Below are 24,909 nucleotides of genomic sequence, written 5' to 3'. Positions count from 1 at the left end.
CCGCAGTTCGTCAACGACGCATTGGATACCGAACGCCACATCGCCAAACTCAACGCGCGTTGGGGCAATGCCGATTTGAGCAATACGGTCAGCGCGGAAGCAGGCATCATCAAACTCAAACGCCATGCCGACAATTACTCCCTGCGCCAAAACAATACGCCGCAGCAAGTATTCGTAGAGCTTGACCGCAAAGTGTACGACTTCTCGCTCAAACACGATGCGAACTTCGGCAAATTCCACAACACCGCCGCCGTCAGCTACCGCAACGACAGCCAAAACGGCGAGCGCAACGCCCACACCGCCATGCGCGATTTCCTCAACGGCTACCGTTTCGCCGATGTACACCTCGACCGCTGGCGCATTGCCGATACCTTGTCTTACAAGTTTGACGACCGACACAAACTGGGCTTGGGTTTGAGCTACGAAATCAACAAAGCGGACGTACGCAAAAATACGGCGCAACCCGCCCATCCGATGAACCGCAACCTTGCCTTCGCCTCATCGCAGCAAATCTGGAAAACCCATTACGGCTACGACTTCAACGGCAAAGTGCGCCGTCATGCCTTTTCAGGTGAACTCAAATACGATTTTACGCCGTCTGAAACGCAAAAATACGGCGTTTCCCTTGCTCACTTAGAACGCATCGGCGACAACACCGAACGCTTCAACTCGCTTGCCGCCATCGTGCAAAACCGTATGAACGGCATGCTGATGAACCAAAACCCAGCCGCCGCCATCGCAGGCAATCCCCTGCTGAAAACCGAAAAACACAACCGCATCAAGCTCACCGCCGACAGCCGCAACGACTACTACAACGGCTATATGAACTCGTTGGCAGGTGCAGGCTGGAACGTGGGCGGCACACTTGTGGCGGACAAAGTCAAAGACCTGATTATTTTTGACCGCGCACACGGACAAAGCGGCACGGCTTCCAAAGGCAGCGGCATCATCACACGCAACGTGGACGCGCGATTATTTACCGTGCAGGCCTACGCGCGTTACAACTTCAATCCGCATTGGGCGGCAGGCATCAAAGCCGCCTACAACTACGGACACAACGAAACCGACGGCAGGCCGCTCTATCAAATTCGTCCATTTGAAGCCGCCGTCCAAGCCGACTACAAAAACTACTTTGCCCACGGCAGCTACAACATCGGCGCAGCAACACGCTTTGTCGCCAAACAAACGCGCGGCGATTTTGACGCGGCAAGCGGTCTGGGCATAGACAAACGCGAAGCCACCAAAGGCTTTACCGTTGCCGACGTGTACGCAGGCGTAAACTTCAAAGACAAATACGGCTTGCGCTTAGGCGTAAACAACGTGTTCAACAAAAAATACGCCGAACACATCAGCGGCGACCACGTCCTCGCCCTGTCGCCCAGCGTGGTGTATGCACCGGGCAGGACATATTGGTTGAGTTTGCACGCGGCGTTTTAAAATCAGGCCGTCTGAAAGAATGCCTACACTGGCTTATTAAGAATTAGGAGATAAAAAATGGATATGAAAAGACGCGATTTCTTAAAAATGACCGCCGCGCTGGCAGCCGCAGGCGTTTCGCCTTCTCTGCTTGCTGCCGGTAAAGAGCAATTTACCGTGTACGGCGCACCGGCAATGCCCAGCGTTACCATTGCCGTAGCGGCGTTGCAAGGCAAGCTGGCGAAACAGGCGGACGTATCGCTGAAAATCTGGCGTTCGCCCGACCAACTGCGAGCGGGCGTAGCGAGCGGACAATTTAAAGTGATGATGAGTCCGAGCAATGTCGGCGTGAACCTGCGCAACCAAGGACAGAAAGTCGGCATGGTCAATATTTTGACCAACGGCATCACGCAGCTGATGTGCAAAGGCAGCGCGATTGTCTCGCCGCAGGATTTGGTCGGCAAAAAAATCCTCGTACCGTTTAAAAATGATATGCCCGACATCGTGCTGCAAGCCTTGCTGAAAAAACTGAAAATCGACACACACAAAGTCGGCATCACCTACACCGCCACGCCGCCCGAAGCAGTCGGCCTATTTTTGAGCAAGGACTACCACGCCGCCATCCTGCCCGAACCGATGGCAACCGCCAGCCTACTTAAAGGCAAAACCATGGGCGTAAACGTCGTGCGCGGATTTGACTTGGTGAAAGCATGGGGACAGGCTTTTGACACCAAACCGCTGATTCCGATGGCGGGCATCATCGCCAACGAAGAATATTTCCACGCACACAAGGCACAGTTCGACATCTTCCATCAGGATTTGAAAAACGCGCTCAACTGGATACTTGCCAACCGCCAAAGCGCCGCGAAAATCGGCAAAAACTACCTCCCCGCCCCCGAACCCGCCCTAGTCATGGGCTTGGACGGTGCGCGGCTGACGGTAACCAAAGGCAGTGAAGTGAAGAACGAGATTTTGAAGTTTTACGAAATCCTGATGCAGTTCAACCCGAAACTCTTGGGCGGCAAGCTGCCGGATAACGGGTTCTTCTTGGCTTAATCAAAAGGCCGTCTGAACCCCATAAGAGGTTGTAAACCTAAAATAACTATTAAGCGGTCTGATACCGAACTTATACTTGTTAAAATATAAAATGCCTATACGAAAAATAACCGTATAGGCATTAAAGTAGATCATTGGGTTTCCATTTCGTATACGGCCCCATTTTCATCTGTTACTTGCATAAGATCGTAACTTACCCATTCAGCTTCCCCTACAAGTGTATCACCATTACCATCCTCAATTTCACAACTACCATATTTACCTGACATTGTACAATTAGCCGTAATACTACTATCGCTAGTATCCTCCATATCATAGTTATAGGTATAATCTCCTGAATAACCAGTTCGGTATTCATATTTATACTGTGTATCTGTATGATAATTATTAGATTCAGGTAATTTATTTAGAATATTAGCTGCATCAATAGCATCAGGGTTCTCATTGGATTCAGAAATTTCATCGGATTCAGAAATTTCATCGGTTTCAAGATAATACCGTTGTCTTTGCTGATGATCATTTTTGCCACACGCAGAAATAATCATCAGTAAAACAAAACCTAATAAAGCAATCTTTCTCATATTAATGTCTACAACTTTTGGAGCCGTACTTACTTCCACCATATAAACATTCGCAAGCTTCTCCATCTCGGTCACGATCTAACCAATAGGCATTATATTTAATATAATATGCTTGTGCTTCCGCTTGTGTAGAGAAAGAAGAACATGTGACACGCCCTGCAAATGCATTAAACGAAGTCAAACCCAAAGTAATGAATAAAACATACCTCAACATAATAGCAAAACTCCTTTATAATTAACTGGTTGCAATTTTCATATTTTACCATTAAATCCTTTACATAACCAACTAAAAAATTGCAATTTCTTTTAAAAAACACTAATCATAAAACTAAAGAATAATGTGCAAAAATGTCCCCTACAATAAAAAACCAACACTCAAACCATGATTAAAACCGATAAAATCCGCAAACCGCAGCCTGCGCTGTTTTACATCATCGACTACCTTTGGAGCGGCTTTGCCGGTCTGAGCGTGGCGATGGTGGTGGTGGCGTTGTGGGCGTGGGGCAGTGCCGTGTTCGGTGAGTTTATGCTGCCTGCGCCGGTGGAGGTGTTTCAAAAGTCTTTGGATTTATTGAAACATTTTCAGGAAAACGAAATCGGGATTTCGCTGTGGCGGTCGGTGGTGGGGATTTCTGTTGCGCTGGCGGCGGGATTGGCGGCGGGGCTGGTGGCGGGCAGTTTTAAGACGGCGATGGCGTTGCTTAAACCTGTAATTACGATTTTGTTGGCGATGCCGCCGATTATTTGGGTGGTGATGGCTCTGTTTTGGTTCGGTTTCGGCAATCCGAGCGTGTTGTTTACCATCATTGTGTTGGTTGCGCCGCTGACGTTTGCGAGTGCGGCGGTCGGAATGGCGAGCGTGAACAAGCAGCATGAGGAGTTGTTTGACGCTTATAAATTAGGCCGTCTGAAAAAAATCCGCTATCTGTATATCCCGCATCTGACGGGCTATGTGATTTCCAGCATCGGCGTGGCGGTGGCGATGGGGGTGAAGGTGGTGATCATGGCGGAACTCTTGGGCGCGAGCGAAGGCGTGGGCGCGCGGATTGCAGACGCAAGGGCGATGCTGGAGACTTCGACGGTAATGGCTTATGTGGTGTTGGTTATCGTGTTTGTGTCGCTGTTTGAATACCTGATTACCAAGCCTTTGGAAATTTTGTTTATGCCGTGGAGGAGATGATGCTCAGCCTTGAAAACGTGCGTTTTGAAATTCTCCGCGACCCCATCGTGCGCGATTTCAGTTTGAACCTGCAACATGGCGAAGTGAAAGCCTTGTTCGGGCCGAGCGGCTGCGGCAAGACGACAGTTTTGCGGCTGATTGCGGGCTTGGAAACGCCGAAATCGGGCACGATACGCAATACTTTCCGCAAAACGGGTTTTCTGTTTCAGGAAAACCGCCTGCCGGGAAACTTGACCGCGATGCAGAATATCGCTATTTTTATGGACAAACCCGATGAAGGCGAAATCATCGCGCTGGCGGCGAAAGTCGGGCTGACTGCGGGCGATTTGAACAAATATCCGACCGAATTGTCCGGCGGCATGGCGAAACGGGTAGCATTTTTGCGCCTGCTGCTGTGCGGCTGCGACCTTGCCTTGCTGGACGAGCCGTTCGTCGGTTTGGACCGCGATTTGCGCGATATTTTAGTCGCCATGCTGGTGGAAAAAATCGAGCGGCAGGGCATGGCGTGTATGCTGGTAACGCACGACCGCTTCGAAGCCGCACGCCTGAGCCATGAAATCATGCTGCTTTCCACTAAGGGCATGAACGTGCAAAACGTGATTACCCTGCCTACGCCGCTGTCCGAACGCGATTCGGCTTTTGAAGAAGCCGTGGTGGCAAGAGAGTTTCAGGGGATTCATTATTATGAGTGATAGGAATTTAAATTTCTGACAAACCTTGCGGTTCGTTGCCCTCTCCCTAACCCTCTCCCACGGGGAAAGGGGATCAGGTTTCTCAAAATCAGAGAGCCGTAGAATTGGGAATCAGATGTCAGGTAAACCTGAAAATGTTCAGGCTCGACAGCCCAATTCCCTCTCCCCGTGGGAGATGGCTAGGGAGAGGGTAAGCAAGCCGCAGGCTTGCCTCTTTAGCGAAAGATACGAATCTGTTATCCGAACGCGATTCGGTTTTTGAAAAAGCCGTGGTGCCAAGGGGGCAGGGGATTCATTATGAGGTGCTTTATGTTTTCGACTGTGATTACTGCTGCTGTTTTATATATTGCTACAGCAGTAGATTTGTTGGTAATACTATTAATATTTTTTGCTAGAGCAAATACTAGAAAAGAATATCGAGATATTTATATCGGACAATATTTAGGTTCTGTAATTTTAATATTAGTTAGTTTATTTCTAGCTTTTGTTTTGCATTATGTTCCGGAAAAATGGGTGTTGGGTTTATTAGGTTTAATACCGATTTACTTAGGTATTAAAGTTGCTATTTACGACGATTGTGAGGGCGAAAAAAGAGCTAAAAAAGAATTGGATGAAAAAGGGTTGTCAAAATTAGTCGGTATTGTTGCTTTGGTTACAGTTGCTAGCTGTGGTGCAGATAATATTGGACTTTTTGTTCCTTACTTTGTGACTTTAGATCTTGTCGACTTATTAGTTACTCTTCTTGTATTTTTAATATTGATTTTTGTTTTAGTATATACAGCACAAAGATTGGCTAATATTGCAGGTGTTGGTGAAATTGTAGAGAAGTTTAGTCGTTGGATAATGGCTGTTATTTATATTGGTTTAGGATTATTTATTATTATTGAAAACAATACAATTCAAACAATAATATCAATAATATGAATGATACGGGCATTTGAGTATCTGACAAACCTTGCGGTTCGTTGCCCTCTCCCACGGGGAGAGGGAATCAAGTTGCTGAAAATCAAAGAGTGCAGGATTGGGAATTAGATGGCAGGTAAACCTGAAAATGTTCAGGCTCGACAGCCCAATTCCCTCTCCCCGTGGGAGAGGGCTAGGGAGAGGGCAAGCAAGCCGCAGGCTTGCCTCTTTGGCAAAAGATACGGCCCTGTCCTCCCAATAAATCTATATCCGAAAGCATCTTCATGCAGAATCAAGCCAAACCATGAATAAGTTTTTCACCCACCCCATGCGGCCGTTTTTCGTCGGTGCGGCGGTGCTTGCCATACTCGGCGCGTTGGTGTTTTTCATCAGCCCCGGTGCCGTCATTTTGCACCGCCAAATCTTCTTAGAACTTATGCTGCCTGCGGCATACGGCGGTTTTCTGACTGCCGCCATGCTCGAATGGACGGGCTATAAAGGTCGTCTGAAACCCGTTGCCACCGTCTTGGTGGCATTGTTGCTCGCCGCATCCGCCATACTGCCCTTTTCTCCGCAAACCGCCTCGTTTTTCGTCGCCGCCTATTGGCTGGTATTGCTGCTGTTCTGCGCCTGGCTGATTTGGCTCGACCGCAACACTGACAACTTCGCCCTCTTGATGCTGCTTGCCGCATTTACTATTTTTCAGACGGCCTATGCCGTCAGCGGCGATTTGAACTTACTTCGCGCGCAAGTACATCTGAACATGGCGGCGGTCATGTTTGTATCCGTCCGCGTCAGCATTCTTTTAGGAGCGGAAGCCCTTAAAGAATGCCGTCTGAAAGACCCTGTTTTTATTCCAAATATCGTTTATAAAAACATCGCCATTACTTTCCTGCTGCTGCACGCCGCCGCCGAACTTTGGCTGCCTGCGCAAACCGCCGGTTTTACTGCGCTCGCCGTCGGCTTTATCCTGCTTGCCAAGCTGCGTGAGCTTCACCATCACGAACTCATGCGCAAACACTACGTCCGCACTTATTACTTGCTCCAACTCTTTGCCGCAGCCGGCTATCTGTGGACAGGTGCGGCGAAACTGCAAAATCTGCCCTCCTCCGCTCCATTACACCTGATTACCCTCGGCGGCATGATGGGCGGCGTGATGATGGTGTGGCTGACCGCCGGTCTGTGGCACAGCGGCTTTACCAAACTCGACTACCCCAAGCTCTGCCGCATTGCCGTCCCACTTCTCTTTATGGCTGCCGTCTCGCGCGCTTTCTTAATGAACGTGAACCCTATTTTCTTCATCACCGTTCCTGCGATTCTGACTATCGACGTGTTCGTACTGTATCTTTTCACATTTGTACTGATATTTCGGGAAAATGCGTTTACGGATGATCCGGAATAAAACAAAAGGCCGTCTGAAAATTTCAGACGGCCTTAGCTTTAAATAAATGCTTTATTTGTTGGCGTTCAAATAAAGATTAATCAGGCGTGTAGTGGAGCTGTCGTGTTTTTGCACTTCGGTCTCGCCGGTCAATTCGGCAAGAATGGTTTTGGCCAGTTGTTTGCCGAGTTCTACGCCCCATTGGTCAAAGCTGTTGATGCCCCAAATAATGCCTTGGACGAAGGTTTTGTGTTCGTACATGGCAATCAGGCTACCCATATTGCGCGGGTTGATTTTGTCCATGAGGATGAGGTTGGTTGGACGGTTGCCAGAGAAGGTTTTGTGTGGAACCAGTTCTTCGATACGCGCTTCGTCCATGCCTTGGGCTTGAAGCTCGGCGCGTACTTCGTCAGGCGTTTTGCCACGCATAAAGGCTTCGGCTTGGGCAAAAACGTTTGCCAACAGGATTTCGTGATGGCCTTGCAAATTGCTGCGTTTTTCAAGAGAGGCAATCAGGTCAATCGGCGTGATGTGCGTACCTTGGTGCAGCAGTTGGAAGAATGCGTGCTGGCCGTTGATACCGGTTTCGCCCCAAATAATCGGGGAAGTTTCGTAACCGACCGGTTTGCCGTCAAGGGTAACTTGTTTGCCGTTGCTCTCCATATCGAGCTGCTGGATGAATTTGGGCAGGCGGTGGAGATGTTGGTCGTAAGGCGCGATAACGTGGCTGCCACCGCCGTAGTAGTTGATGTACCAGATGCCGATAAGGGCGAGGATGACGGGCATGTTGCGCTCTAGCGGCGTATTGATGAAGTGTTGATCCATCAGGTGTGCGCCGTTGAGCATTTCGATGAAGTTTTCTTCGCCGAGATACAGCATAATCGGCAGGCCGATGGCCGACCACAGGCTGTATCGTCCGCCGACCCAGTCCCAAAATTCAAACATATTGGCGGTATCGATACCGAATTCGGCAACGGCTTTTTGGTTGGTCGATACGGCAACGAAGTGTTTGGCCACGGCGCTTTCATCGCCTGCATGATCCAAGAACCATTTACGCGCGGTCAGGGCGTTGGTCAGGGTTTCTTGGGTGGTAAAGGTTTTGGAAGCAATGATGAACAGCGTGGTTTCAGGGTGGGCTTTGGACAATACGTCGCGCAGTTGGGAGCCGTCCACGTTGGAGACGAAGTGCATGTTCAGGCGCGGATGACCGAAAGGCTTGAGCGCAGTACACATCATCAGAGGGCCGAGGTCGGAGCCGCCGATACCGATGTTGACGACGTCGGTAATGACTTGATTGGTATAGCCCAACCAGCTGCCGCTGCGGACTTCATGCGCGAACTCGCCCATGCGTTGCAGGACATGGTTGACTTTAGGCATCACATCCTCACCATCCACAACAATGGGGGCATTGGTGCGGTTGCGCAGGGCAACGTGGAGTACGGCGCGGTTTTCTGTCGTATTGATTTTTTCGCCGTGGAACATTTGCTGCATCCGCTCCGGCACGCCTGCTTCACGCGCCAACTCGAACAAAAGCGACATGGTTTCGTCGTTGATACGGTTTTTAGAATAATCCAAAGTCAGGCCGCCAACCTGCAGCCAGTAGCGCTCGGCACGTTCGGGGTCTTGCTCGAACATTTCGCGCATGTGTTGTTCTTTGGTTTCGTCAAAATGTATCCATAATTTTGACCAAGCTGGTAAATCGTGAAGGTGTTTCATCGGATGCTCTCCTGGATAGTGGACAGTTTTGTTGAGAAAACGGCCGTGAGGTCGTCTGAAACGGGAACGGGGTGGTTTCCGTTTTTTGAGGTTTCAGACGGCCTTGATATGGAACGAGGTCGTCTGAAAATGTCAGTGAAGAATCAATCTTTATCGTATTCGATGTGCTTGTTATGTATGCTTTTTTTACTTTTTTGCAGTTGCGTGCTGGCAGTGTCGCCCAAACGCAAGGCCAAACCGATGGCAAGAATGTCGATAACGGCCAACTGCAGAAGGCGGGACACCATAGGCGTATAAAGCTCGGCATTTTCCTGAGTGGCAATGCTCAATACGCAGTCGGCCATTTGAGCCAACGGCGAATCATTGCGAGTCAGCGCGATAACGGCTGCGCCGTTTTCTTTGGCGATACTGGCCGCATCCAACAATTCGATAGATGAGCCGGTATTGGAAATCGCCACCAACACATCCTGCTCAGTCAATACGGAAGCCGCCATCAGCTGGGTATGCGTATCGACATAGGCAACGGTGGACATACCGAAGCGGAAGAATTTGTGTTGCGCATCTTGGGCAACGATGCCGGAGTTGCCGACACCATAAAACTCAACGCGTCGCGCGTGCATCAGAATGGCAATCGCGTTTTCAAGCTCGGATTCTTTCAGGAAGCGGCGCTCGCCCAAAAGGGAGGCTGCGGCATTGCCCAATACTTTTTCGACCACGCTGCCCATGTTGTCATCGGCGTTTAATTCTTCATGAACGTAAGGCATGCCTTCGTGGCCGATGCTGGCAGACAAAGCGAGTTTGAACTCAGGCAAGCCTTTGTAACCCAAGCTGCGGCAGAAACGGATTACAGTCGGCTGACTGACGGATGCACGCTCGGCGATTTCCGCCACAGCGGCATGAACGAACCATTTCGGCTCGGCCAGCGCAGATTCGGCAACTTTGCGTTCCGCACCGGAGAGATTGGACAATGATTCGCTGATTTTGCTTAACATATACTCTACCCTTTGATTCTTTGACGTTCAGGACAAGGCACATTTTCGCACCCTGCCCTGCACCGCCGTTTGTGTGTTTAAACGTTATTTAAATGATTGTCTAATGCGACCGCCGCGCCGACGATGCCCGGAAACTCGCTCAATACGACATACACGGGAATGGCGGCAAGATAAGCCTCAAAGCGGCCTTTATTTTCAAAGCGGCTGCGGAACGGGGATGTTTTAAAGTAATCCAACACGCGCGGGATAATCCCGCCGCACAAATACACGCCGCCGCGCGCACCCAATGACAAAGCCAAATTGGAAGCAACCGTACCCAGCATGGCGCAGAAAATATCCAAAGTCTGACGGCAAATCGGCGATGTTCCGCTCAATGTCTTATCGGTGATTTCAGAAGGCTTCAGACGGCATTGTTTGATGTTGTCGCGTTTGGCCAATGCTTCGTAAATCAGGCTCAAACCTGCGCCGCTCAAGAAACGCTCGGCAGAAACATGGCCGTATTTGTTTTTAGCGTATTGCCAAATCAATACTTCCATATCGTCAAACGGCGGGAAGCTGGTATGGCCGCCCTCGCCTGCCAACGCTACCCAGCCGGCAGCGCTGTGCACCAAACCGCTGACACCCAAACCGGTCCCCGGACCGATAACGGCTTTAGGCGCAAATTCGATGGGCTTTTGACCGCCGATTTGTATCAAGTCTTTCTTATCGGTTTTTGTTACCGCCAAAGCCTGGGCGGTAAAGTCGTTCAACAGAATCAACGTTTCAAAACCCAAAGCCTGGCGGGTGGTTTCGATGGAGAATGCCCAGTGGTGGTTGGTCATCTGCACCCAGTCGCCCAAAATCGGATTGGCAATCGCAAAGGCGGCGTGCAAGACTTTCGGACTGCCTGCGCGTTCCAAATAAGTTTTGGCGGCATCGACAATGGTGTCGTAATCCTGGCAAGGCAAGACTTCAGCCTTTTCAATGACCTGTGGTGCAGTTTCAAGTGCAAAACGGGCATTCGTACCGCCGATATCGGCAACCAAACGAGGATAAGCTTCAGTGTGCATAGTAGACATGGCAGTTAATTCCTTGGTGATTGAGAATCAGGCTGGTCGGATATTCGGTATCGGCCCTTGCGGCGGCTTTATCAAATACTGCTTTTTTCTCTGCGCCTTGAATAGCCAAAAACACATTCGGCGTTTTGGCAATCGCACCCAAAGTCATGCTCACACGCTCATGCGGCGCGGTAACTGGCGTAGTATGAATCAATGTCGGGTCATTGGCTTCATTGATTGCGGCCTGTAATTGAGGCGCTTGAGGGAACAACGACGCCGTATGCCCGTCTGAACCCATGCCCAACACCAGCACGTCAGGTTGCTTGTAATGTTTCAATGCGTAAGCAACGACAACTTCAGGTTGTAATTCAGTTTCAGACTTTCCGTCTTCAACAACAGGAATCCATGTGGCAACGGCCGCGTTATTTTTGAGCAGATATTCGCGTACCAAGCCTGTATTGCTGTCGGCATGCGTGGTCGGAACGATACGCTCGTCCACCAAAGTAATGCCGACATTTTGCCAATTTAAATCTTTTTGCGACAAAGCCTCGAAAAACGCAATCGGCGAACGACCGCCGGAAACGGCCAAAACTGCATGGCCTTTCTCATTCAGCGTGGCTTGCAATGCGGCGGCAACGGCATCAGCCAAAGCTTGAGCGGCAGTTGCAGCGTTTTCTTGTTCGTGCCAAACAAACATGTTTCGTCCTTTCATGGTTTCAGACGGCCTTTTGTTGGAAAACAAGGCCGTCTGAAAGAAATATTATTGCTCTTCGTGCCACTTGTTGCCGTCACGGGCCAACAGCACGCGCGCAGCTTCAGGGCCCCAAGAATGGGCTTCGTAAGCATGCGGAGGCGTTGTATTGTTCGCCCAGTTTTCCAAAATCGGCATCACATATTCCCAAGCGGCTTCAAGTTCGTCACGACGGTTGAACAAAGCGAGTTTGCCGTTAATCACATCCAGCAGCAGGCGCTCATAAGCCTCGGCACGGCGACCCTCTACGGCTGTGCCCAAGTCCACGCCAATCGATGTCACTTCGACTTTGTTGCCTGCACCCGGGGTTTTTACTTGAGTGTAAAGGCGGACGGATTCGGTCGGTTGTAGTTCAATAACCAAACGATTCGGCGCAGGTTGGCTGTTGTCAAAAATATGGTTTTGCAGCGGACGGAAGTTCAACACGATTTCCGCCACTTTGCCTGCCATGCGTTTGCCGGTACGCAGGTAGAAAGGTACGCCTTTCCAACGCTCGTTTTCGATTTCGGCTTTGATGGCGACATAGGTTTCAGTGAAACTGCCTTTCGGTACATCAACTTCTTCCAGATAGCCGTTCATGCCGTTTGCTGCAACATATTGGCCGCGAATAACATTTTCGTTGACGGATTCGATGGTCAGCGGTTTCAGCGATTTGATGACTTTCACTTTCTCGTCGCGTACGGCATCGGCATCCAAGCTCGCCGGTGCTTCCATCGCAGTCATACAAAGCATTTGCATCAAGTGGTTTTGCACCATGTCGCGCAATGCGCCTGTAATGTCGTAAAACTCGCCGCGTTCTTCCACGCCCAACTGTTCGGCGATGGTCAGCTGTACACTTTCAATGTATTTATTGTTCCACAAAGGCTCGAACATCACATTGGCAAAACGCAAGGCCAGCAGGTTTTGCAGGCTTTCTTTACCTAAATAATGGTCGATACGGTAGATTTGCTCTTCTTTGAAATAACGGGCCACATCTGTATTGATTTGTTGGGAAGAGGCCAAGTCCGTACCCAACGGTTTTTCCAAAACCACGCGTACGTTATCGGCATTCAAACCGATTTCGGCAAGGTTTTCACAGGCTTGCGCAAAGAATTTCGGCGCAGTTGAGAGGTAGATCACGACATTTTCAGTATTCTTGCGCGCTTTTACCAAGTCGCCCAAAGCAATGAAGTCGTCTTTCTTTGTCACATCGACTTTCAAATACTCAAGACGTCGGATAAACGATGCCCACGCTTCATCTGAGAAGTTTTGTTTGACATGGATTTTAGAATTCGTTTCCACTTTAGCCAAAAAGCCGGCGGTATCCAATTCGCTGCGGCTTACGCCCAAAATACGACCTTCGGGATGAAGCAAACCGGCTACATGCGCCTGATACAGGCAAGGCAAAAGTTTACGCATTGCCAAATCGCCGGTCGCGCCAAATAACACCAAATCAAAATTTGTCTGTGTACTCATTGTTTCATCTCTCGTTGAGGAAGCTTGCTTCAAAACTTTTGGACTGTCATCATCTATAAAAATCGATTAGAATCAAAAGCCTTTAAGCAATAAGCAGTAAAAAACCAATCGCCTGCACCAAAATTTCAAACAAGCGGGCTAATGAGTAGTAATACTACACATGGCTACACATTTTGTCTATTCTCATTTTTACAAATTGTTTGATTTAACATAAAAGTTTGATGACTTTTGCAGCCCATCCTTTTACGAATTGACCATACCTCGATTTAAATCAAATTTCTTACATTTAGCAAATTATTTTGTAACAAAATTACAGATTTTGTACTATAATATGCGGACGCTTCGAAGAGAAATCTTCAAATATTCAGACGGCCCTTATTATTCGTTCCCACAGCTCAAGGCCGTCTGAAACATACCCAATACAAAAATCAGAAACGCGCAAACAAAATCCCTATCATATCGTTTTGCCAGGAGACAGCACATGAACCCCACTCCTATTCACCCTAAACTCGCCGAGATTACCGAGCGCATCATCGAGCGCAGCCGCCCGACGCGTGAAAAATATCTGGCGAAAATCCGCAGCGCCAAACAGATGGGACGCTTAGAGCGCAACCAACTCGGCTGCAGCAATTTGGCTCACGGCTATGCCGCCATGCCTAAAAGCATCAAAATCGAAATGCTTCAGGAAACCGTCCCCAACTTAGGCATCATCACTGCCTACAACGACATGGTTTCCGCACACCAGCCGTTTAAAGACTTCCCTGACCAAATCAAAGACGAAGCACAAAAAAACGGCGCGACTGCCCAAGTCGCCGGCGGCACGCCCGCCATGTGCGACGGCATCACCCAAGGCTACGCCGGCATGGAATTGTCGCTGTTTTCCCGTGACGTGATTGCCATGAGTACCGCCATCGGTCTGTCGCATCAAATGTTTGACGGCAGCCTGTTTATGGGCGTATGCGACAAAATCGTTCCCGGCCTGATGATCGGCGCTTTGTCTTTCGGCCATATTCCGGGCATCTTCGTTCCGGCAGGCCCGATGTCCAGCGGTATCGGCAATAAAGAAAAAGCCCGTACCCGCCAGCTTTTCGCCGAAGGCAAAGTCGGCCGTGATGCCTTGCTTGAAAGCGAAATGGGCTCTTACCACAGCCCGGGTACTTGTACCTTCTACGGTACCGCCAACTCCAACCAAATGATGATGGAAATGATGGGCGTGCACCTGCCTGCCGCCGCCTTCGTCCACCCATACACCGACCTGCGCGAAGCCCTGACCCGCTACGCAGCCGGACATCTTGCACGCGGCATCAAAAACGGCACCATCAAACCATTGGGCGAAATGTTGACCGAGAAATCCTTCATTAACGCCCTGATCGGCCTGATGGCAACCGGCGGCTCGACCAACCACACCATGCACCTCGTCGCCATGGCGCGTGCCGCAGGCGTGATTTTGAACTGGGACGACTTTGACGAAATTTCCTCCATCATCCCGCTGCTCATCCGCGTGTACCCCAACGGCAAAGCCGACGTGAACCACTTTACCGCAGCAGGCGGCCTGCCTTTTGTTATCCGCGAATTGCTGGACGCAGGCCTGTTGCACGACGATGTCGATACCGTCGTCGGACACGGCATGCGCCACTACACCAAAGAGCCTTTCCTCATCGACGGCAAACTCGAATGGCGCGAAGCCCCCGAAACCAGCGGCAACGACGACATCCTGCGCAAAGCCGACAACCCGTTCTCCCCGGACGGCGGCCTGCGCCTGATGAAAGGCAACATCGGACGCGGCGTGATTAAAGTGTCCGCCGTGCGCGAAGGCTGCCGCATCATCGAAGCGCCCGCCATCGTATTCAACGACCAACGCGAAGTATTGGCTGCGTTTGAGCGCGGCGAGTTGGAACGCGATTTTGTCTGCGTCGTCCGCTACCAAGGCCCGCGTGCCAACGGTATGCCCGAGTTGCACAAACTGACCCCGCCTTTGGGCATCCTGCAAGACCGCGGCTTTAAAGTGGCGCTGCTGACCGACGGCCGTATGTCCGGCGCGTCCGGCAAAGTTCCAGCCTCCATCCACATGACGCCCGAAGCCTTGATGGGCGGCAACATCGCCAAAATCCGTACCGGCGACCTGATCCGCTTCGACTCCGTTAGCGGCGAACTCAACGTCCTGATCAACGAAGCCGAATGGAACGCCCGCGAAGTCGAACGTATCGATTTGAGCGCGAACCAACAAGGTTGTGGCCGCGAACTTTTCGCCAACTTCCGCAGTATGACCAGCAGCGCAGAAACCGGTGCCATGAGCTTCGGCGGCGAATTTGCCTAAACCCTTTTCAGACGGCCTTTTAAAACAATCAGGCCGTCTGAAACCATGTTAACGAACCTATTACGATACAGTCCCCAACGGAGACCTAAAATGTCCAAACTGACCCCACGCGAAATCCTGACCGCCGGCGCAGTTGTGCCTGTGATGGCGATTGACGACTTGAGCACCGCCGTCGATTTGTCCCATGCACTTGTCGAAGGCGGCATCCCCACCCTCGAAATCACCCTGCGCACCCCTGTCGGCCTCGACGCCATCCGCCTGATTGCCAAAGAAGTACCCAACGCCATCGTCGGCGCGGGTACGGTAACCAATCCCGAACAGCTCAAAGCCGTCGAAGACGCAGGCGCGGTTTTCGCCATCAGCCCTGGTTTGCACGAATCCCTCGCCAAAGCCAGCCACAACAGCGGCATCCCCCTGATTCCCGGCGTTGCCACTCCGGGCGAAGTCCAACTGGCTTTGGAACACGGCATCGACACCCTCAAACTCTTCCCTGCCGAAGTCGTTGGCGGCAAAGCCATGCTCAAAGCCCTGTACGGCCCTTACGCCGATGTTCGCTTCTGCCCAACCGGCGGCATCAGCCTGGCAACTGCACCCGAGTACTTGGCACTGCCTAATGTCTTGTGCGTCGGCGGCTCATGGTTGACTCCAAAAGAAGCCATCAAAAACAAAGACTGGGATACCATCACCCGTCTGGCTCGCGAAGCTGCCGCTTTAAAACCAAAAGCCTAATCAGGTTATAAGGTTAAAAAAAGGCCGTCTGAATATGATTTCAGACGGCCTTTTTTTACTGCAAGCATACAAATCAAGCATTATTCGGCTTAATATTTATCCTAACTGGCGGCATTAACACACAAAGATTCAATCTTACCTGTCCTCGGGAAGCGGATAGTGTAACGTCCTTTCTGATCAATTTCGGCAAAGCTGAAGCGGTTTTCAGGCGTATCACCATCAGCCCCTACTTCCAAAGCAATCCGTTTGCCTTTCGGGTCTTTCACAACGACACCGGGACTAACAGGCGCGAATGAAAGCACTAAACCGGCATCTGCCGAACTATTAAAACCATACACTTGGCCACGTTTAACCTGTAAGGGTTGGTCAATGCAGCCTGTTTCGTTCAGAGGCAGCATTTTTTCAGCAGAGGCAAATGCCGCGCTCCCTAACCCTAAGGCAACAATCAGAGAAAAACTCAAATATTTCATATAGTTTCCTTTTAAAATTGAAATTTGAATGTAAACAGAAATTTAGCCGAATATCCTCCTCATTCTAATTATCCTTTTTCCAACACTTTCCGTGCCGCTTCCACACCCCAATATAAAGCCTCTTCAAATACCGAATAACTGCTTAAGTCACTGTGTGCAAACAATAATCCAGTATTTCGATTTCTGATTTTTAATAAAGCCTCATCGCTTAAATAGCCGGGCTTCGGCACGCTCATGCCATGCCCGCGCACGGTAATGTCAACATGGGAAACGTGCCGCCAAAAGCCTTCGCCGTAAGCGGTAAGCAGATCTTGGGCGGCAAGCTGGAGCAGCTCTTCATCGCTTGCTTCAAGCAGCTGGCGGCGGACGGCTTGTGGCGTATCGTGATTGAGCGCGGCGTAGGCAGTAAAAATCGTGCGTTCAGGACGGGCAACCCGAATAAGCTGATTGGTCGCAACAACATAGCCCAACCCTTGGCTGCCGTAAACCACATTGTCCCACGCAAGTTCGCTGTTGTTTTTTTCTTTCGGGAAACTGTGCAGTTCAAAATTGGAAACCAGCCATGGCGCGTATTCGGAGATGTCCAGACCAAATTGTTCGGGAGATTCAATAATGCGGGCGGCAACCATCAGCGGCATAGCGGAGATAACGTATTGCGCGGTGACGGCAACGGTTTCCCCTTTTGCATTATCACGCAGCCACACTTCAATCCGGCCGTCTGAAAGCGGTTTAACTTTGACAGCAGAAGCATTAACCGAAGCAGGTTTCTCCAAACGGATACGGTTTTCAGACGGCCATTGCCAGCCTTCGTGCAAATCGGCATGACGGCGCAGGTTTTCGGAAAGATGTGCCAAACCTTCGGGCCAAGTGAGGACGGTTTCCGCGCTGTTGCGGGCGGCAAAATAATGCAGTCCGGCAAAGGCGGATACTTGCGCTATGCCCTGTCCGTAATCGTCGCGGCAACAATAATCGAGATACCATAAAAGTTCGGGCGAGTGGTAACCTTCTTGCTCAAGCCATTGTTTGAACGTTAAATCATCAAGTTTGCGCCATGTCTCATCTACCGATGACAACGCAATCGGAATGGCAAAAATTTTCTTACCGTCATCTCCGTAAGCCTGTTTCATACGGCCTATCAAATCAAAAAACCGTTTGGAATCCGCATCTTCTTTCGGCAATAAATGTTCCACCCATTTATCCTGATATAAGAGGCGTGATTCGGGCGCATAGACCAAATCGGTTTCCCTAAAGCTGCCGTCCGGCTGCAAAATCCCGAAATCCGCCAACATCTCGCGCACATACACGCTTTCTTTCGACGGCAAAGCCAAATAATGCGCGCCACTCGGCGCTTTCAGGCCGTCTGAAGACGTATAGGCAGCATTGTTGCCATTGCGTTCAAACCCTTCTGCCAACAATACATCGCAGTGATTATGCTTCGCCAAATACCACAATGCCCCCAAACCAGCTGCACCGCCACCAAGTATCAAGGTATTGCATCCATAACGACGAGCCGGCGCTTGTAACAATTCTCCGTCGCGCAACAAATGCCCTAACGGCAAGCCAACACGGTTAATAGAAACCGGCGGTTTGCGGTTGAGGTATTTGTAAGTCTGCCAAGAAAAAGCAGAAGCAGCGCCAAGCGCGGCGGTATAACTGAGAAATTGACGGCGAGTTAGCATGTTTTTGAAATAGGTCGTCTGAAAAAAATGAGATAGCGGTTGCTTTAGTTTGAGTGCACCTCGTACTATTTATGTCCACCAGAATAACCACTGTAGCCGCTGCCCGAATAAGACGAATCACCTTCATCTACGCTAACATAGTTGAATAAGGTAGCAATAAAAATCATAAAGAAGAAGCCAAGTATCATAACCCCCCTCTCTTCTTCGTAATCGTCGTCATCTTTAAATCTCTCCGCTATCCATATCCACACCAATGCAAACAAACTAACCCCAATGCCTTCAAAGCTCAACAAATCCGGAGACAACCACGCCGGAAGATTGATAACGATGAGAATCAACGTAGCAAAAGCACGGATTCTGTCATCACGATCTTCAGGACGCCTCTCTTCGTTTGTCAGCCATAAGCCAAACGCACCTACCGAATCACGCGGCAGGTCGAATGCCTTTCTCATTTGGCTGTAAGGAATAGGTTTGCTTCTGCTCCAAACCGTTTCATCCTTGCCCTGTTCGGCACACAATCTGGAATTGTCAGAATAATCTGTTGCTGAACGGTATTCGGTATAGTCAATCAAATCCCCGCTTTTGACACACCAATAAAACGCTCCCGCTGCTGTTTCAACCCGCCCGCCGTAACGATCAACCACCTCCTCATCGATAGGGTTGCCGTTGACATCAAACTCCGGCCATGCTTGCAAAGTTTCCGAAAACCGCCAGCTATTTCCCGATTCTACCAGCCAAGCAAAGCCCTGCTGTGTATTGTAAAGCAGGTATTCCGTCCACTTCCCAAACCGCTCTTCCTTGACAACATAGTTACGGGTAATACTGCCGAAAGGGATTTCGGCATATTGTACGGCGCCAATCACCCGATATTCCGTATCGTTCAGACGGCCTACTGTGCCAATATTCAGCGTAAACAAGTTCTGCTGTTCCTGCCGTGCTGTATTTTCCTTCATCAATTCGACAGTATCTTTCGTCGTATTCAGACTGCTGCCGCAAGAGGAACAAAGAAGAAAAGAAGTTACGCCACTTGGCCAATGAACCGATGAGCCACAATTAGGGCAGGCTTCGGCGTGAATTTCTCCTTTCAGACGACCTGCACTTGCCTGAATCTCATCATCGCTGCGTAAGTTTTCCAGCCTCAGGCTATTCAAACTGACAACGCGGCCAAGATAAATGGTGAGTGGCGATACTGTAAAATCTATGGTCAGAAACAGCTTGCCACAACGAAAATCACAAACCTTACCTGTCGCCTTTTTTGCGGTCAGGTTAAACGGTAACTCTCCTTGTGCATCAGTATTGCGGTAATGGATGGTGCGTGCGTCTGAAACGACAAAAGTTTTACCGTCCAACTCGAAAGAGCTCTGCCCAAGGCGAACTGACTCAAAAGTTGTCGGCAACCCTTTTGCCTTGCCTGAAGCCTCACAGGTCATAGCATATAAATCACCAACTTCAGACAGCCAACCGGTCAGACCATCATCGAACAAAGCATACCATTCGTTCCATACGCCGACATCGTAATGCACCTGCAATCTTCCGATCAGCGTAAAATTCCGATGCGCAAAAACACCTCTCGTACCGATTTGCAACGGACTGAAATCCTCCAAGAGCGCAGAATCCCGCTCCGAATATGAGACAATGCTCCCGCTTTTTTTCTTTCCTTTTCTAACTACCAGCATACTGTGACAATGGCCACACACCAGCGTCACGGCAGTAGCGGAATACGCCTCAACAGGCGCACCACAGCTTGGACAATCGGTTTTAAAAAAAGGCGTTTTTTCCATATAACGTTAATATTTCAGTTTAAGCAGAACAAGGTTTAAGACCGTCTGAAAACAGCATATGCAAGACTTCAGACGGCCTCTTAATGAAATGTTTACATCAATCTTGTTGAACTTTCGGAGCTTCTTTGAAACGTTTCTTGTTAAGCAGCGTGTCGGCAAAATATGTGAACCGTTTTTCTTCGTTCATATTGCTCATGACATAGTACACCTGTTTGCAACCAGGTTCGTTCAAGATAATCGACTCGGCATCGTTAGTTTCTAGAATGCCTGATTTCTTTATGGTTTTGCTGATGTTTTTGATACATTGCCAGTATGCTGCTTCGCGTTTGTCATCATTTTTTATCAGTTCGAAGGATCGTTTCACCTCTTTCCCTTCTAATACTAACTTATAGGAAAACTTAACCAAGGAAGGCCCCTCTTCATATTTATCTTTTGAAGCTAATAGCTCTTCTAAAGTTTGACCCTGAATTTTTTTTAAGAAGGTACGGTAATACAGAATACACTGAGTATCGCTTAGCCAATCTATTCCTTCTCCTTCTTTACAACGAGCTCGTAGTTCAGTAAGTAATTCATCTATACTTTTTTTCTCTAACTTGTCCATTTCAGGCTGTATTTTTTCAATCAAGATTAACCTCAGGGCAGTAGAAATTATCTTTTTCTGCTTCTGTTCTTCTTCCGTACCCGAGAAGTCACTTTCGATATCTGGATAGTCTTGTTTTATAGTGCTCCTAAAATTTTGCCAAGGTGTTTGGGCATATTTTTGAGCCAAGCTTTTTTTGGTTTGTAAGACTTCAGGCGATTCTTCCAGCTGCTTCCGCCATGCTATTCCTGATAGCTCTTCATCGATGAGAAATTTCTCGTTTTCTTCCTGGCTTTGTTTGACTATTTTGTGGAAAATTTTGCTTTCAACCGCGACATTTAAATCCAGAGGAAACTCCAATTGTTTCATAATGTTATCGGTAACGGCACATTCGGGATAAAAACCGAGATAAAACTCCGGCTCGAAATTTTCTTCAAAGCTGTCCATTTGGGTAACCGAGACTTTTTCTCCGATTTTTTTTACACACTGCCTATATTCGGAATCGAGTTTACCGTAGTCTGACATTAATTCTCGATTTATTTTCTCCAAAGCAGATCCAAGGGTAAAACGATAAGCTTCAAATAAAATAGGAACAGGCATATGCTCGCCGTCGTTATACTGTTTTTCTATCTCCACTAATTCGGATAGTGTTTTTTTCGAGAGTTTTTCTTTTAAAACATGATAATAGACTTTACATGAAGGAATATAGTCCCAAGTATCCTCCTTGCAGGTTTGCGACATCTTTTGGGTCAGCGTTTCAATATTGTTCGCTTCTGATTCTGCTATAACCTGTTTCGCTTTATCGATAAAGATACGTTCAATGGCTTCTTTTTTTGCATATTCTTCTGATGTGCTGTCTGTGTAAAGGAAATGGACAGATTCCTGATAGAGTGCGGCAGGATAAAAATTTTTCCAATCTATTTCTGAGTATTTCTTTTCTAGTTCTGCTTTAAACCGCATAACCTGTGCCTCAAATTTTTGCTTGGTGGCTTCACTTTCCTCATTTTCCCTCTGCCATTTGCGTAATGGTTCTGCGGAATTAGCAGCCGTCCACGCAGCGATACAAGAAAATAATTCCGCATTATCTTGGTTGAGCATTAAAAGGTCATCGGGATATGCAGCAATCATTTGTTGATCTCTGCTGTTTTCCATATCAACGCCTGCTTTTTCAAATACTCTGTCTTTCAAACATTGCTCTTTTTTTGCTTGGGCTTCGTCAAGATGTTGGAAATAATATGCACGGTCTTTCACCGTTGAAGCATGAGAAACCGAAGGATGATGACTGACACATGCTCCTAAGGTGAGCATGGATAAGGCAAAAATGATGGAAGTACGAACATGCATTTCTGATTTCCTTAATCAGGATATTTTAAAAATGTGAGATAAGGCCGTCTGAAAACGGATCGAATATGCTTTCAGACGGCCTGTCTTTTAATAAAGAATACGTTAAATCTTTTTTCTTGATTGTTCTGCCATATGGTGAACTTTGTTTTCTTTAACTAAAGCCAAGTTTACTAATCGGCAAAAAATTGTACATCTCTCTCTTTTACCCATCCGGTCGGGCAAACGCCTTTTGCGACAATAAGCAACTGACCTTCATTATCAACATGAGTGGAAAGACGACATTTTTTGCCTTTGGGCGGTTTGATTTTCCATTCAGTCGGGAAATCGGTAGGTTTGGTGCAGTTGTCAGGCAGGCTCATATCATGGCAACTGATTTGGTTTTCTTTGATTGCCAAAGGTACTTTTTTTACTTTTATCCAAGAGTATCCTTCTTCGGTATTTTTGCTGCCATTACCAATAACGCAAAGGTATTGCATATGGTGCAATTGAGCGATTGAAGATGCTTTATCGTCCAGTTGAGCTTGCAGGGATGCTCCTTGGTTATTACTGACATAAACTTGATTACGGCAATACTCGGTACGTTCATGTGTTAATTTTTTTGCTTCGGCACTTTCCACTCCAAGCAAAAACAAACCCGCAAGCAAGTAAATAACCAATGGCAAACTTCTGTTTCTCTTCCAATATTTTATTTTAAGCATTTTGTTTAAAAGCCTTTTTATACAAAATTTGTTATCTAATTTACTATCAGCCAATTTTTTTCAGACGGCCTGACAGATTTTATTGTTCAACCGATGGTTGTATATCGTCCAATATACCTTCGCCACGTTGCGCAACCGTCCAAACAGCCCTTTCTGCCGCCAACTCCCTGCACAAGATTTCCTTCACTTTTTCCAATTTCATACCGCCGCAAATAAATGCATCAATAGCAGCGAAGCGGTGTTCAGGCCAAGTGTGGATACTGATATGGGACTCGGCAAGCAGCAAAACGCCGGTTACGCCGCCTGCGCCGCCGAAGGTATGGAAGTGTTCGGTCAATATGGTGGCTTCTGCGGCTTGGGCAGCAGCTACCAAAGTAGTTTTCAGACGGCCTTCATCTTTTAAGATGGCTTCATCGCAGCCATATAAGTCCAATAGACCATGATTACCGGGCATGTGGGTCATTTATGGCCTCCAGAATAGCCGCTGCCGCCGTAATAGCCGCCGGAGTGCATACGCGAGCCGTCAGAATCGGAAGAGCCGTAGCTGATGATCATGGAGATGACGATGATGATGGTGCTGAAAATGATGTAAGTAATTCTCGACATGTTAATCCTCGTCTTCGTCTTTTTTGCCCATGGTCCACAACAACCAGCATCCTATAAAGATGACGGTAAGCGCAGCAGAACTGTCGCCGGTCAGAAACGCAGGGAGATTGACGATAACCAAGATGGCGGTCATTATGATTCTTAATGATTTATCAATACCGTCCGCCGCCATGTTTGCAGTGTAATGCGGAGCTTGGCTGGTCAGATTAAACGCATCTGCAATTTCCCGATAAGCAATGGGGGCACTTCTACTCCATGCCATTTCGTGATTGTTCAATTCGGCACAAAGTTTGCGGTTTTGTCCGTCGCGGTAGTCGCTGTAATAGTTCAAATCGCCGCTTCGGATGCGCCAGTAGAACGCACCGGCAGCGACTTCGACCCTGCCGCCGTAGTCGTAAAGTTTGCCGCAGCCTTGCGGTTGGTGGTTGCGGTCGAGGCGCGGCCATGTGTTTTGGGTTTGGGAAAGGTTCCAGCCGTCATCGGATTCGACCAGCCACAGAAACCCCTGCGTCGGGTTGTAAAGCAGATACTCCGACCATTGACCTTCGGGCGTGAGCGTGCGGTTGAGGCCGCTGAACAGGTTTTCAAATGTTTCCTGCGCGTCTGTTTCGGCGTATCTGACCGCGCCCATAACGTAAAATTCGCGGTTTTTCAGACGGCCTTGTCTGCCGACGGGCAGGGTAAACAGGCTTTGCTGCGCCGTGCGCATGGCGTTGGCGGTAATGAGTTCGGCTTTGTCTTTGCCGATTGCCAATTCGCTGCCGCAGCTTGGGCAGTTGAGATGGGCGGTGAGGCCGTTGACCCAGTGGACGGACGAGCCGCAGTTGGGACAGTTTTCTGAGGAAATACTGCCTTTCAGACGGCCTGCGCTTTCTTTGATTTCGTCTTCGCTGCGGGTGTTTTCCAACTTCAAATCATCCAAGTTCACCATGCGGCCGAAGAAGGTTTCGGGGGTGTCGTCGCTGTAATCGAGCGTGATGAAAAGGTTTTCGCAACGCCAGTCGGAAACCCGATTTTCTGTATCCTCTTTTAAAACAAACGGCAGCTCGCCCTGTGCGGCCGCGCGTTTCAAGCTGATTTTGCGGACATCAGAGGCAATATAGCGTTTATCTTGAAAAGTCAGCTCACTAAACCCAGCTCGCGTGTCTTCAAATCTCGGCGGACTATCGATTTCGACCGGCATGGTCATCACATATAAATCACCCGCCTCAGAAAGCCAACCGGCTCTGCCGTCGTCAAACAGCGTATACCATTCATTCCACGCACCATCGTCGTATTGCACCTGAAGCCGTCCAACCAAGGTAAAGCGTTGTGCGACAAATGTGCCGCTGGTTCCGATTTGCAGCGGACTAAAATCTTCCAGCAATGCGGAGTCGCGGCCGGAGTCGACAACGCCGTTATCTTTCCGCACCAGCATGCTGTTGCAATAGCCGCACACCAGCGTCACGGCAGAAGCAGAATGCGCTTCGACAGGTGCGCCGCAGCTTGGGCAGTCGGTTTTGAAGAAAGGAGTTTGAGACATGGGTTTGCTTTTTCAGAATGGGT

Annotated in this window: 23 protein-coding genes; 8 read left to right on the top strand and 15 right to left on the bottom strand. The window is 49.0% G+C overall.

The features are described from left to right. Window positions 1-1,437, top strand: a 1,437-nt coding sequence (locus O3661_RS06060) for a TonB-dependent receptor domain-containing protein (protein WP_371492651.1), incomplete at its 5' end; no start/stop codon positions are given. 57 nt (window positions 1,438-1,494) lie between these two features. Further along, the gene (locus O3661_RS06055; RefSeq protein WP_070461371.1) at window positions 1,495-2,472 is read left to right on the top strand and encodes an ABC transporter substrate-binding protein; all 978 of its coding nucleotides are present in this window, start codon (window positions 1,495-1,497) and stop codon (window positions 2,470-2,472) included. 131 nt (window positions 2,473-2,603) lie between these two features. On the opposite strand, the gene O3661_RS06050 is transcribed toward O3661_RS06055, so the two are convergent. Beyond that, entirely contained in the window at window positions 2,604-3,119 is a 516-nt protein-coding gene (locus O3661_RS06050; protein ID WP_371492653.1) for a hypothetical protein, read from the bottom strand. Then, complete coding sequence (locus O3661_RS06045; protein ID WP_371492649.1) at window positions 3,055-3,267, bottom strand: excalibur calcium-binding domain-containing protein; 213 nt, start codon at window positions 3,265-3,267, stop codon at window positions 3,055-3,057. Before O3661_RS06045 ends, O3661_RS06050 begins: the two co-directional genes overlap by 65 nt. 168 nt (window positions 3,268-3,435) lie before the next feature. Here O3661_RS06045 and O3661_RS06040 point away from each other — a divergent pair, with 168 nt between their 5' ends. From O3661_RS06040 to O3661_RS06025, 4 genes are all read left to right on the top strand, one after another. Beyond that, window positions 3,436-4,233: an ABC transporter permease subunit gene (locus tag O3661_RS06040; RefSeq protein ID WP_315113295.1), complete on the top strand. Its 798-nt coding sequence runs from the start codon at window positions 3,436-3,438 to the stop codon at window positions 4,231-4,233. Then, window positions 4,233-4,925: an ATP-binding cassette domain-containing protein gene (locus O3661_RS06035; protein WP_199903546.1), complete on the top strand. Its 693-nt coding sequence runs from the start codon at window positions 4,233-4,235 to the stop codon at window positions 4,923-4,925. The genes O3661_RS06040 and O3661_RS06035 overlap by 1 nt, the downstream gene beginning before the upstream one ends. Window positions 4,926-5,234: 309 nt before the next feature. Beyond that, window positions 5,235-5,849 (top strand): CadD family cadmium resistance transporter, encoded by a 615-nt coding sequence (locus tag O3661_RS06030; protein ID WP_003678684.1) that lies wholly within the window; start codon window positions 5,235-5,237, stop codon window positions 5,847-5,849. Window positions 5,850-6,132: 283 nt separating this feature from the next. Continuing rightward, on the top strand, window positions 6,133-7,230 hold the full coding sequence (locus O3661_RS06025) for an NnrS family protein (RefSeq protein WP_371492648.1): 1,098 nt from the start codon (window positions 6,133-6,135) through the stop codon (window positions 7,228-7,230). Between the two features lie 51 nt (window positions 7,231-7,281). Here the strand turns inward: O3661_RS06025 and pgi are convergent, their stop codons facing one another. The 5 genes from pgi to zwf form a co-directional block, all read right to left on the bottom strand. Further along, window positions 7,282-8,925: a glucose-6-phosphate isomerase gene (pgi, locus tag O3661_RS06020; protein WP_371492647.1), complete on the bottom strand. Its 1,644-nt coding sequence runs from the start codon at window positions 8,923-8,925 to the stop codon at window positions 7,282-7,284. Window positions 8,926-9,068: 143 nt separating this feature from the next. Next, window positions 9,069-9,917 (bottom strand): DNA-binding transcriptional regulator HexR, encoded by an 849-nt coding sequence (gene hexR / locus O3661_RS06015; RefSeq protein WP_004519348.1) that lies wholly within the window; start codon window positions 9,915-9,917, stop codon window positions 9,069-9,071. A 77-nt stretch (window positions 9,918-9,994) separates the two neighbouring features. After that, window positions 9,995-10,975, bottom strand: coding sequence for a glucokinase (locus O3661_RS06010; protein ID WP_039861966.1), 981 nt, complete (start codon window positions 10,973-10,975; stop codon window positions 9,995-9,997). Then, window positions 10,956-11,651 carry a 6-phosphogluconolactonase gene (gene pgl / locus O3661_RS06005; RefSeq protein ID WP_371492645.1) on the bottom strand — a complete coding sequence of 232 codons (696 nt, stop codon included), beginning with the start codon at window positions 11,649-11,651 and terminating at the stop codon, window positions 10,956-10,958. Before pgl ends, O3661_RS06010 begins: the two co-directional genes overlap by 20 nt. 63 nt (window positions 11,652-11,714) lie before the next feature. Then, window positions 11,715-13,160: a glucose-6-phosphate dehydrogenase gene (gene zwf, locus O3661_RS06000; RefSeq protein ID WP_371492644.1), complete on the bottom strand. Its 1,446-nt coding sequence runs from the start codon at window positions 13,158-13,160 to the stop codon at window positions 11,715-11,717. Window positions 13,161-13,641: 481 nt separating this feature from the next. On the opposite strand from zwf, the gene edd reads away from it, so the two are divergent. Continuing rightward, a complete protein-coding gene (edd, locus tag O3661_RS05995) occupies window positions 13,642-15,477 on the top strand; it encodes a phosphogluconate dehydratase (protein WP_070826583.1) in 1,836 nt (611 codons plus the stop codon). 90 nt (window positions 15,478-15,567) lie between these two features. Then, complete coding sequence (locus tag O3661_RS05990; RefSeq protein WP_003745733.1) at window positions 15,568-16,206, top strand: bifunctional 4-hydroxy-2-oxoglutarate aldolase/2-dehydro-3-deoxy-phosphogluconate aldolase; 639 nt, start codon at window positions 15,568-15,570, stop codon at window positions 16,204-16,206. Between the two features lie 101 nt (window positions 16,207-16,307). Here the strand turns inward: O3661_RS05990 and O3661_RS05985 are convergent, their stop codons facing one another. The 8 genes from O3661_RS05985 to O3661_RS05950 all read right to left on the bottom strand — a co-directional run bounded on the left by O3661_RS05985 (window position 16,308) and on the right by O3661_RS05950 (window position 24,886). Next, complete coding sequence (locus tag O3661_RS05985) at window positions 16,308-16,676, bottom strand: hypothetical protein (RefSeq protein WP_371492643.1); 369 nt, start codon at window positions 16,674-16,676, stop codon at window positions 16,308-16,310. A 68-nt stretch (window positions 16,677-16,744) separates the two neighbouring features. Continuing rightward, a complete protein-coding gene (locus O3661_RS05980) occupies window positions 16,745-18,355 on the bottom strand; it encodes an NAD(P)-binding protein (protein ID WP_371492642.1) in 1,611 nt (536 codons plus the stop codon). 65 nt (window positions 18,356-18,420) lie between these two features. Further along, window positions 18,421-20,136 carry a DUF4178 domain-containing protein gene (locus O3661_RS05975; protein ID WP_371492640.1) on the bottom strand — a complete coding sequence of 572 codons (1,716 nt, stop codon included), beginning with the start codon at window positions 20,134-20,136 and terminating at the stop codon, window positions 18,421-18,423. 97 nt (window positions 20,137-20,233) lie between these two features. Next, window positions 20,234-22,060: a hypothetical protein gene (locus tag O3661_RS05970; protein ID WP_371492639.1), complete on the bottom strand. Its 1,827-nt coding sequence runs from the start codon at window positions 22,058-22,060 to the stop codon at window positions 20,234-20,236. A gap of 170 nt (window positions 22,061-22,230) precedes the next feature. After that, window positions 22,231-22,812, bottom strand: coding sequence for a hypothetical protein (locus tag O3661_RS05965; protein ID WP_371492637.1), 582 nt, complete (start codon window positions 22,810-22,812; stop codon window positions 22,231-22,233). Between the two features lie 25 nt (window positions 22,813-22,837). Further along, window positions 22,838-23,221, bottom strand: coding sequence for an adenosylmethionine decarboxylase (gene speD / locus O3661_RS05960; protein ID WP_371492636.1), 384 nt, complete (start codon window positions 23,219-23,221; stop codon window positions 22,838-22,840). Continuing rightward, window positions 23,218-23,364: a hypothetical protein gene (locus O3661_RS05955; RefSeq protein ID WP_162837292.1), complete on the bottom strand. Its 147-nt coding sequence runs from the start codon at window positions 23,362-23,364 to the stop codon at window positions 23,218-23,220. The genes speD and O3661_RS05955 overlap by 4 nt, the downstream gene beginning before the upstream one ends. A 1-nt stretch (window position 23,365) precedes the next feature. Then, the gene (locus O3661_RS05950) at window positions 23,366-24,886 is read right to left on the bottom strand and encodes a DUF4178 domain-containing protein (protein ID WP_371492635.1); all 1,521 of its coding nucleotides are present in this window, start codon (window positions 24,884-24,886) and stop codon (window positions 23,366-23,368) included. Window positions 24,887-24,909 lie beyond the last annotated feature (23 nt).

This window comes from Neisseria sp. 20925_1_37 (assembly GCF_041433255.1).
GTDB lineage: Bacteria > Pseudomonadota > Gammaproteobacteria > Burkholderiales > Neisseriaceae > Neisseria > Neisseria flavescens_D.
This window is presented reverse-complemented; position numbering and strand designations above follow the sequence as displayed.